Annotated in this window: 1 protein-coding gene; it reads right to left on the bottom strand. The window is 48.4% G+C overall.

Annotated features, from left to right (window positions below):
* Window positions 1-42: 42 nt before the first annotated feature.
* Window positions 43-1,419, bottom strand: a 1,377-nt coding sequence (gene sthA / locus R7P35_RS24365; protein WP_318092913.1) for a Si-specific NAD(P)(+) transhydrogenase, incomplete at its 5' end; no start/stop codon positions are given.

Genomic DNA, 1,419 nt, shown 5'->3' with positions numbered 1-1,419 from the left:
CAAATACTCATTTAACCTCATTATCTCAGCATTGTATGGCTACTAGAATAATCGGTTCAACCCATTCAATGCCGCTACACGATAGGCTTCGGCCATGGTCGGGTAGTTGAAGGTAGTATTCACGAAATATTCAATCGTATTGGCTTGGCCTTTCTGTTCCATGATGGCTTGACCAATGTGGATGATTTCCGCTGCACGTTCACCAAAGCAGTGAATGCCGAGAATTTCCTTGGTTTCACGATGGAACAAAATTTTTAAACTGCCGACATCTTTGCCTGCAATTTGCGCACGGGCCAGATGTTTGAATGAAGAGCGGCCAACTTCATAAGGCACTTTCGCTGCCGTCAGTTCTTGTTCTGTTTTACCAACAGAGCTGATTTCTGGAATGGTGTAGATGCCTGTTGGAATGTCTTCAATCAGATAGTTTTCAGCCTGACCTTTGGTGATCGCTTGCGCGACAAAGCGTCCTTGGTCGTAGGCTGCGCTCGCAAGGCTAGGGTAACCAATCACATCACCTACTGCGTAAATGTGCTCAACCGCCGTTTGGTAGTTGCGGTTCACTTTAAGCTGGCCGCGAGAATCCGATTCTAGACCGACGACATCCAAACTAAGTTTGTCGGTGTTACCGGTTCTGCCGTTCGCATACAGCAAACAATCGGCACGCATTTTCTTGCCTGACTGCAGGTGAATAATGACGCCATCTTCTGTGCCTTCGATTTTCTCGTAGGTTTCGTCGTTACGAATGACAACGCCGCTGTTCCAGAAGTGGTAAGACAGCGCATCTGACACTTCGTTATCCAAGAATTCCAACAAACGATCTCGGGTATTGATCAGGTCGGTTTTCACACCAAGTCCACGGAAGATAGAGGCGTACTCACAACCGATAACGCCTGCACCATAAATGATGATATGACGAGGGTCGTGTTTCAGGCTCAGGATAGAGTCACTGTCGTAGATTCGTTCATGCAAGAAGTCGACATCGTTTGGTCGGTAAGGACGAGAGCCCGTCGCGATGACAAATTTATCGGCCGAGTAGGTTTCTTCCGTACCGTCATTTTGCATTACCGCGATAGAGTGCGTATCGATAAAACGTGCAGTACCGAACAGCAGCGTGCAGTCATTGCGGTCGTAAAACCCCTGACGAAGGCGAGTCTGTTTATCGATAACCGTTTTCGCATGGCCTAAAATGTCAGAAAATGTTGCATGAAGGCTGGTGTTGTTTCTGCAAAATAGTGGGTTGCTATTGAATTCGATGATACGGCTTACTGCATGGCGCAGCGCTTTCGATGGAATGGTTCCCCAGTGCGTACAGCCGCCGCCCACACTGCTTTCTTTCTCGACGATGGCAACATTCAGTCCCGCTTTGGTTAATCCCATTGCAGCCCCCTCTCCGCCAGGGCCACTACCGATTACGATCAC

The sequence above is a fragment of the Vibrio sp. Vb0304 genome (genome assembly GCF_033338995.1).
Classification (GTDB): Bacteria; Pseudomonadota; Gammaproteobacteria; order Enterobacterales; family Vibrionaceae; genus Vibrio; species Vibrio alginolyticus.
Note: the sequence above shows the minus strand (reverse complement) of the source record. Positions and strands in the feature narration are given on the sequence as shown.